The organism is Mycobacterium sp. (assembly GCF_035623875.1).
Classification (GTDB): Bacteria; Actinomycetota; Actinomycetes; order Mycobacteriales; family Mycobacteriaceae; genus Mycobacterium.
This window is the reverse complement of record NZ_DASPSP010000019.1, coordinates 1-6,289: the sequence shown is the minus strand read 5'-3', so window position 1 is coordinate 6,289 and position 6,289 is coordinate 1. Positions and strand designations below refer to the sequence as shown.

At 66.1% G+C, this 6,289-nt stretch carries 5 protein-coding genes; 3 read left to right on the top strand and 2 right to left on the bottom strand.

Translation table 11 applies throughout. The annotated features are described in order from the left end of the window. Positions 1-156: 156 nt before the first annotated feature. The 3 genes from VEI45_RS02100 to ppc are packed head-to-tail and all read left to right on the top strand — an operon-like array spanning position 157 to position 4,570. Complete coding sequence (locus VEI45_RS02100; protein ID WP_324849662.1) at positions 157-1,434, top strand: PecA family PE domain-processing aspartic protease; 1,278 nt, start codon at positions 157-159, stop codon at positions 1,432-1,434. Positions 1,435-1,490: 56 nt separating this feature from the next. After that, on the top strand, positions 1,491-1,727 hold the full coding sequence (gene secG, locus VEI45_RS02095; protein ID WP_324849660.1) for a preprotein translocase subunit SecG: 237 nt from the start codon (positions 1,491-1,493) through the stop codon (positions 1,725-1,727). Positions 1,728-1,777: 50 nt separating this feature from the next. Then, positions 1,778-4,570 (top strand): phosphoenolpyruvate carboxylase, encoded by a 2,793-nt coding sequence (gene ppc, locus VEI45_RS02090; protein ID WP_324849658.1) that lies wholly within the window; start codon positions 1,778-1,780, stop codon positions 4,568-4,570. A 13-nt stretch (positions 4,571-4,583) separates the two neighbouring features. Here the strand turns inward: ppc and VEI45_RS02085 are convergent, their stop codons facing one another. Both VEI45_RS02085 and VEI45_RS02080 read right to left on the bottom strand, forming a co-directional pair. Beyond that, positions 4,584-5,876, bottom strand: coding sequence for a cytochrome (locus tag VEI45_RS02085; RefSeq protein ID WP_324849656.1), 1,293 nt, complete (start codon positions 5,874-5,876; stop codon positions 4,584-4,586). A gap of 4 nt (positions 5,877-5,880) precedes the next feature. Beyond that, positions 5,881-6,279 carry an ATPase gene (locus VEI45_RS02080; protein ID WP_324849664.1) on the bottom strand — a complete coding sequence of 133 codons (399 nt, stop codon included), beginning with the start codon at positions 6,277-6,279 and terminating at the stop codon, positions 5,881-5,883. Positions 6,280-6,289 lie beyond the last annotated feature (10 nt).

The window sequence follows — 6,289 nt, the reverse complement described above, 5'->3', positions numbered from 1 at the left end:
GTCCATTGCCGTGACCGGTGGGGCAGACGGGGCTGCTGGGGCGTTTCGAGTTGACGGCCCGCCGGATGGCATTTAGCTTAACGAAACCTGATAGAAATACAGGGCCGTTAAGTTTTGGTGGTTAGGCAGCTCTACCAACGTTGGGGAGGCATCCGAATGGCTGCTCGCGACAGCGCCAAGGGCATCAAGAACTCAGGTAATTCTAAGGTGCGTCGGCGTGGGTTGGCGGTCGTGAGTGGGTCGGTCGGCGCGTTTGCTGCCGCGGCGGCGATGGCGACAGGTTCGGCGGCCCCGGCCAAGGCCGACATCGACACGCTGCTCGACCCGATCATCCAGCCCCTGATCACGTCGCTGAGCGACGCGATCGCCGGCTTCGACCCCACCGCCGCGACGGATCTGACCAGCTGGACCGACAGTCTGCTCAGCAGCCTGAACTCGATCGATTTGGCGCTTCCGTCAACCGCGCTTCCGTCGACCGCAGACCCGGTTGCGTCTGCTGCGTCTGCTGCGTCGACTGGATCCGACCCCACATCGGGCACCTACGACATTCCGATCGCCGTGCAAGAGGACACCGAGCCGACCGTGCAGGCCTCGATTGAAGGAGGCTCGGACCAGACGCTGCTGGTCGACACGGGATCCAGCGGCCTGGTCATCCCCGCCACAGACCTCAGCCTGACCCAACTGATCGATCTCGGTATACCCACCGGCATCAACGAGGCCGGCTACAGCGGCGGGGTGGACTACATCTATCTGACCTACGACGACGCAACGGTCGATTACGGCAACGGCGTCCTCGACACCACGAATACCCCCATCGACGTGGAGATCCTGTCCTGGCCGACGTCGCTGAGCTCGGGCTCGCCATTGGATTTCCAGCAATTTCTTTCCGATAACGATGTAACCGGCATTCTGGGTGTCGGGGACGGCGTGGGTCCGAGCGAGAGCCCGTTGCAGGCGGACGGCTTCGACGGTGTGACCGTCGACGTAACCCCGAACACCGACACCGGCGACCTGGTCGTCAGTTCCACCAACGCCAACCCGGGCACGGCCATATACACGGTGAATGACTCGTCAAGCGGGGCCCCGATCAGCAGCTTGTACGAAACGGTAACGACCAACGGCCAGACGGTCGGTTCAACGGTTTCCGACGATGTCGATTCCGGCGGTGTGTACGGAACCATCCCGTCATCCCTCCTCGGAGACAACAGCTCCGTGCCGGACGGAAGCACGATTACGGTCTACAGCAGCGACCCCAGTCAGGGCGGTACAGAGCTGTACCAGTACGTCGTCAGCGACAACGGAGTGGACAACGCGCCGTCGGTCACGTCGGGAACCTCCATAGACAGCGGCTACGCACCATTCAATGAAGATCCGATTTACATCAACTACACCAACGACACGTTGAGCTTCGACGAGCCAGGGACCATTAGCTAACCTCGCCCACAGCGCCGGTCTGAGGCCGCCGCCCGTCGGCCGGTAAGGTGTTGGCCATGGAATTGGCCCTGCAGATCACCCTGGTGGTCACCAGCGTCCTGGTGGTCCTGTTGGTGCTGCTGCACCGCGCCAAGGGTGGCGGTCTGTCGACACTCTTTGGCGGCGGAGTGCAGTCCAGCCTGTCCGGGTCGACGGTGGTGGAGAAGAACCTGGACCGACTGACGTTGTTCCTCGTCGGCATCTGGCTGGTGGCCATCATCGGTATGGCGTTGCGCATCAAATACAACGCCTGAGCCATCCCGCTCGCAGCGCGGACTAGCCCCCGCGCCCCGATACTGGAGTCATGGCTGGCGTTTCCGACACCGGGCTGGAACCGATCGGCGCCGTACAGCGCACCCGCACCGGCCGCGAGGCCACCGAGCCGATGCGCGAGGACATCCGGCTGCTCGGCGCGATCCTCGGCGACACCGTGCGCGAGCAGAACGGCGACGAGGTGTTCGCTCTGGTCGAGCGGGCCCGGGTTGAGTCGTTTCGGGTGCGTCGCTCGGAGATCGAACGCGCCGAGGTGGCCCGCATGTTCGAAGGCATCGACATCCACCAAGCGATCCCGGTGATCCGGGCGTTCAGCCACTTCGCGTTGCTGGCCAACGTGGCCGAGGACATTCACCGGGAACGGCGCCGCGCTATCCACGTGGCCGCAGGCGACCCGCCGCAGGACAGCAGCCTGGCCGCCACCTATCTCAAGCTCGACGCTGCAGCACTGGACGCGACGACCGTCGCCGAGGCGCTGGCCGGCGCGTTGGTCTCCCCGGTCATCACGGCCCATCCGACCGAGACCCGCCGCCGAACGGTGTTCGACACCCAGCACCGGATCACCCAGCTGATGCGGCTGCACGCGCGGGGGCACATCCACACCGACGATGGGCGCGACATCGAACTGGAACTTCGCCGCCGGGTGCTGACGCTCTGGCAGACCGCGCTCATCCGGCTGTCGCGGCTGCAGATCTCCGACGAAATCGCAGTAGGGCTCAGGTACTACCAGACCGCGTTCTTCGAGGTGATGCCGAAGGTCAACGCCCAGGTCCGGCACGCGCTACGCAGCCGGTGGCCCGACGCCGACCTGCTGCCGGAACCCATCTTGCAGCCCGGCTCGTGGATCGGCGGCGACCGCGACGGCAACCCCAACGTCACCGCGGACGTGGTGCGGCTGGCCACCGGCAGCGCGGCCTACACCGCGCTGGGTCACTATGCTGCCGAGTTGACCGCCCTGGAGCAGGAACTCTCGATGTCGGCGCGACTGGTCGCCGTCACCGATGAACTGGCGGCGTTGGCCGAGCACTGCGACGAGCATCCCGCGGACGAGCCGTACCGGCGGGCAGTGTGCGTCATCCGGGCCCGCCTCACCGCTACCGCCGCGGAGATCCTGGATCGCCAGCCGGCGAACCTGCTCGACCTCGGCCTTCCGCCCTACGCGACACCGGGGGAGATGCGGGCCGATCTCGACACCGTGGATGCCTCGCTGCGGGCAAACGGCAGCGCGCTGCTGGCCGACGACCGGTTGGCCCGATTGCGAGAAGCCGTGCACGTCTTCGGTTTTCACCTGTCCGGTCTGGACATGCGGCAGAACTCCGACGTCCACGAGGAGGTCGTCGCGGAGTTGCTTGCCTGGGCCGGAGTGCACCCCGACTACAGCTCACTGAGCGAAGACGAACGGGTCAACATCCTGGCCGCCGAGCTGAGCACCCGACGGCCGTTGATCGGCGACCGCGACGAATTGTCCGACCTGGCCCGCAAAGAGCTCGCCATCATCAGCGCGGCCGCCCACGCGGTCGCCATCTATGGTTCGCCGGCGGTGCCCAACTACGTCATCTCGATGTGTCGTTCCGTCTCCGACCTACTGGAAGCGGCGATCCTGCTGAAGGAGTGCGGTCTGCTCGACGCGTCCGACGCCGAGCCGCACTGCCCGATGGGTATCGTGCCGCTGTTCGAGACGATCGACGACCTGCGTCGGGGTGCATCGATTCTGGAAGCGGCACTTGACCTTCCGATCTATCGGGCCATTGTGCGGGCTCGTGGCGACAGCCAGGAGGTGATGCTCGGCTACTCCGACTCCAACAAGGACGGCGGCTACCTGACCGCCAACTGGGCGCTGTACCGGGCCGAGCTCGACCTCGTCGAATCGTCACGCAAGATGGGAATCCGGTTGCGGCTCTTCCACGGTCGCGGCGGCACGGTGGGCCGCGGCGGCGGCCCCAGCTATCAGGCCATCCTGGCCCAGCCGCCGGGCGCGGTGAACGGCTCGCTGCGGCTGACCGAGCAGGGCGAAGTGATCGCCGCCAAATACGCCGAACCGCAGACGGCGCAACGTAACTTGGAGACACTGCTGGCAGCCACCCTGGAGTCCACCCTGCTTGACGTCGAGGGTCTCGGCGACGCGGCCGGCCCGGCCTACGAGATCCTCGACGAGCTGGCCGACCGAGCTCAGCGTGCCTATACCGAATTGGTGCACGAGACACCGGGTTTCGTTGACTACTTCCTACAGTCCACACCGGTAAGCGAGATCGGGTCGATGAACATCGGCAGCCGCCCGACGTCGCGGAAACCGACATCGTCGATCGCCGACCTGCGGGCGATCCCGTGGGTGCTGGCCTGGAGCCAGTCGCGCGTGATGCTGCCGGGCTGGTACGGAACCGGCTCGGCCGTGGAGAGCTGGATCGCCGACGGCGACGGGCGAGTCGAGCTGCTGCGTGACCTCTATCAACGGTGGCCGTTTTTCCAGACGGTGCTGTCGAATATGGCGCAGGTGCTCGCGAAAACGGATCTGGGGCTGGCGGCCCGCTACGCCGAGCTGGTGAAGGACGAAGCGCTGCGGCGCCGGGTGTTTGACAAGATCGCTGCTGAGCACCAGCGAAGCATCAACGCGCACAAGCTGATTACCGGTCAGGACGACCTGCTCGCCGACAATCCCGCGCTGGCGCGTTCGGTGTTCAACCGATTCCCGTATTTGGAACCGCTGAACCACTTGCAGGTCGAGCTGCTGCGCCGTTACCGCTCCGGCGACAACGACGAGCTGGTGCAGCGCGGAATCCTGCTGACGATGAACGGGCTGGCCAGCGCGCTGCGCAACAGTGGCTAGCGGCCGGGTGGCCTCAGCGGCGGACGTAGTCGAGCCGACAGGGCCCGTCCGCTCGTGCCACACCCCCGATCTGGGCGGGAACGGGCTGCGGGTGCGTCGTCCAACCCGGCGTCATCTGATAGCGGCCGAACAAGTGTGTCATCGCCGCCGTCATCGCCGAGAGTGAAAATGGTTGTGCCGGACAGGAATGCCGTCCATGACCGAACGCCGTCACCAGCATGGGCGAGGGGAGCGCCTTCTCGTCGGTAAGCCGGTGTCGGGTCCATCGGTCGGGGTCCCAGTTTTCCAGCCCCGGCGCGGCGGAGGTGTTGAGCAGGGGCAGCAACGTGGCGATCGTCCATCCCGGCGGCACCTGGTAGCTGACCTCGCCGGTGTCCAGGCAAACCGGGGACAGCACGGTGCGGGACATGATAGAGCGCTGCGCCAGACGTGTGGACTCCAGTGCGCACCGCTGTGCCAGGTCGGCATCGCCGGCGATGACCCGGGCCAGATGCGCAGGGTGCTCGAGCATGTCGACCAACGCCCACCCGAGCGCGGCGGCCAGATTGGACATCGAGGCGATGTGAATCAGCGCGACGTCGAACGCGATTCCCCGCAACCGGTTGTCCTGCGCCTCAGAACTCCAGGCGTCCACAATCCTGCCGAACAGACCCTGATCGTCGGTGCCGCCGGCGTCCCAGCGGCGCACGGCAGCGGCGACGATCTCGGCAACCTCGTAGAGGGCCGCGTGCTCAGCGCGCTTGTTCGACGCGGCGACGGCCGCCATCGCGTCGGGATGTACGAAAGCGTCAGAGCCGTCGAGGATGTCGAAGGCCCGCGCCAGTCGATCAAACGTCTCGCCTTCGGCACATCCGGGCCCGGCCCACGAGGCGAGCCCCATCCGGTGGCCGAGTCGGCGGGTCAGGTCGAAGACGTCCAGCGAGCCCGACGATCCCAACTCGGCGGTGGTCTGCTCGAGCGCGCGATCCAGGTTGGCCAAGTAGCCGACGACGTCGTCGCGGCGGAACAGCGTGCCGGGCAGGATGCGCCGCCCGTCGAAGATCTCGTCGGGGAGTTTGCGGCGCAGCATCAGATAATCGGCGACGCCCTTGCTGGCTTTCTCTTCGGGCAGTCCGTAGAACGATTCGACGCCGGTCGGGGAGAACGTGAACAGGTAGCGATCCTGACCGCTGTGCACGGCGAAGGTGTCGCCGTGTCTGGCGCGGGCCGCCGCGATCGCCGCGACGGCGTCGGGCACCGAGACATCCCACGGCAGACCGGTGCCCTCGGCGAACGGCGGAGCGGGAACCGGGTCGGGATGTGGCACGGGGTCAGCGACGAGTGCGGTCCCGCACTGCGTTCACCACGTTGCGCACCGCGTGTTCGGTCACCGACAACGGCGACATCACCGTCTCGCCGACACCCACCATGTAGTCGATGCGTTCGACGATCGCCTCGACCGGTGCGACGAGGGTAACCAGCCGCTTCATCAGGTCATCAATCCTGCTCAGAGTGGTCTCGAAGTGGTCCAGGCCGCCGTCGAGGCGGTCCACCGCACTGTTCAAGATCGAGAGCGAATTGTTGAGGTCCGTCAGGGTGTCGCCCAAGCCGCCTAACACGCCTTCCAGTTGGTTCACGGTGACGTCGGCGTTCATTGCCGCCTGGGTTAGCGTCTTGAGCCGCTGTCGCGGCGGGCGGCTGCCGGCGCTTTTGTCTGCCATGAAGCTAATTATTACCGCC